The organism is Mycobacterium sp. E2462, from assembly GCF_001672685.1.
GTDB lineage: Bacteria > Actinomycetota > Actinomycetes > Mycobacteriales > Mycobacteriaceae > Mycobacterium.
On sequence record NZ_LZKC01000099.1, the window covers coordinates 1 to 2,049 of the forward strand.

General features: G+C 74.5%; 1 protein-coding gene and 2 pseudogenes. 2 read left to right on the top strand and 1 reads right to left on the bottom strand.

From position 1 onward, the window contains the following. Positions 1-281 (bottom strand): annotated as a pseudogene (locus tag A5714_RS04785) (alpha/beta hydrolase); the annotation flags it as partial. Here A5714_RS04785 and A5714_RS04790 point away from each other — a divergent pair. Both A5714_RS04790 and A5714_RS04795 read left to right on the top strand, forming a co-directional pair. Further along, complete coding sequence (locus A5714_RS04790; RefSeq protein WP_068067178.1) at positions 280-1,002, top strand: lysoplasmalogenase; 723 nt, start codon at positions 280-282, stop codon at positions 1,000-1,002. The pseudogene A5714_RS04785 and the gene A5714_RS04790 overlap by 2 nt on opposite strands. A 134-nt stretch (positions 1,003-1,136) precedes the next feature. Continuing rightward, a pseudogene (locus A5714_RS04795) lies at positions 1,137-2,049 on the top strand (primosome assembly protein PriA); the annotation flags it as partial.

Below are 2,049 nucleotides of genomic sequence, written 5' to 3' on the forward strand. Positions count from 1 at the left end.
CCGCCGCCGTGGAAGAACATCACCACGGGCGCCGGTTCGTCGACGGAATCGGTTGTGGGCCAATAAATCCGGATGCCGACACCGCCCGCCGGGCCCGCGATGGTGCGGTCCTCGACCCGCAGTTCGGGGTGCAGCGGCCGACGCGGCAGGTCGCGGAACCGTTGCCGTGCGGCGTCGATGCCGTCCTCGGTGGATAGCCGGAAGGGAACCGCGTCCAGTACCTTCTGCAGGATGGGGTCGATCCCGGGCCGTTCGTCGGCGGTGTTGTCGAAGCTGGGCATGGAGGTACCGTACGCACCTCGCCTGGTGGCGGGCGGCTGGGTGCTGGCCGGCTGGCTGGCGCTGGGCTACGGCGTGTACCTGACGGTGCTGGCGCTGAACTCGGTACCGGGCACGGAGCTCACCGGGCACTGGGTGTTGCAGCCGGCGTTCAAGGCCTCGATGGCGCTGCTGTTGACGTTGGCCGCGGCGGGGCACGCCGACGTCCGCGAGCGCCGGTGGCTGATGCCCGCGCTGCTGTTATCGGCCGTCGGCGACTGGGCGCTGGCGATCCCGTGGTGGGCGCCGTCGTTCGTCGTGGGCCTGGCCGCATTCCTGTTGGCGCACTTGTGTTTTCTCGGCGCGCTGCTCCCGCTGCGCGCCCGTCCGTCGAAACCGCGGCTGGTCGCGGTGGTCTCGATGTGCGTGGTGGCCGCCGCGCAGTTGGTCTGGTTGTGGCCGCGGCTGGGCGCGCAACAGCCGGCGGTCACGGTCTACATCGGTGTGCTGACCGCCATGGTGTGCGCGGCCCTGTCGGCGCGGCTGCCCACGATCTGGACCGCGGTGGGCGCGGTGTGCTTCGCGGCGTCGGACTCGATGATCGCCATCGGCCGCTTCGTCCTGGGCAACGAGGCGCTGGCCGTGCCGGTTTGGTGGTCGTACGCCGCGGCGCAGATCCTGATCACCGCGGGATTCTTCTTCGGCCGCGGGCGCCCCGCGCCGGACGACCCCGCGGAGACCTGACTGTCGACGATCGCCGGTACGGTGTGCCCGGGCGGTGACACTGTGCACATCACTACGATTCGACTTCCGGCGGCGCCGTGACCGAGGTCGCGCGCACCCCCGTCGAGGTCGAGCCGATCGCCCGGGTCCTGCCCATGCTGTCGGTGCCGCACCTGGACCGTGAGTTCGACTACCTGGTGTCGGCCGAACAGTCCGACGACGCCCAGCCCGGGGTGCGGGTGCGGGTGCGGTTTCACGGCCGGCTGGTCGACGCCTTCGTGCTGGAACGCCGCAACGACACCGACCACGCGGGCAAGCTGGGCTGGCTGGACCGCGTGGTGTCGCCCGAGCCCGTGCTGACCCCCGAGATCCGGCGGCTGGTCGACGCGGTGGCCGCGCGCTACGCCGGGACCCGCCCCGACGTGCTGCGCTTGGCGGTGCCGGCCCGGCACGCCCGCGCCGAACGGGAGCCGGCGGCGTCCGGCCCGGTGCCCGTCCCGGCGCCCGTCGACCCGTCGGGCTGGCAGGCCTACGGCCGCGGCGGTCAGTTCCTGGCCGCCCTGGCCGAGTCGCGGGCCGCCCGGGCCGTCTGGCAGGCGCTGCCCGGGGAGTCGTGGCCCGAGCGGCTGGCCGAGGCGGCCGCGCAGACCGTCCGGGCCGGCCGGTCGGCCCTGGCGATCGTGCCGGACCAGCGCGACCTGGACGCGCTGGGGCAGGCCGCGACCGGCCTGATCGACGAATCGGCGGTGGTGGCGCTGTCGGCGGGCCTGGGGCCCGCGGCCCGGTACCGGCGCTGGCTCGCCGCGCTGCGGGGCACCGCGCGGCTGGTCATCGGCACCCGCAGCGCGGTGTTCGCGCCGCTCGCCGACCTGGGGCTGGTCATGGTGTGGTCGGACGCCGACGACAGCCTCGCCGAGCCGCGGGCGCCCTACCCGCACGCCCGCGAGGTGGCGATGTTGCGCGCCCATCAGGCCCGGTGCGCGGCGCTGATCGGCGGCTACGCGCGCACGGCGGAGGCGCACGCGCTGGTGCGCAGCGGCTGGGCGCACGACGTCGTCGCGGCGCGGC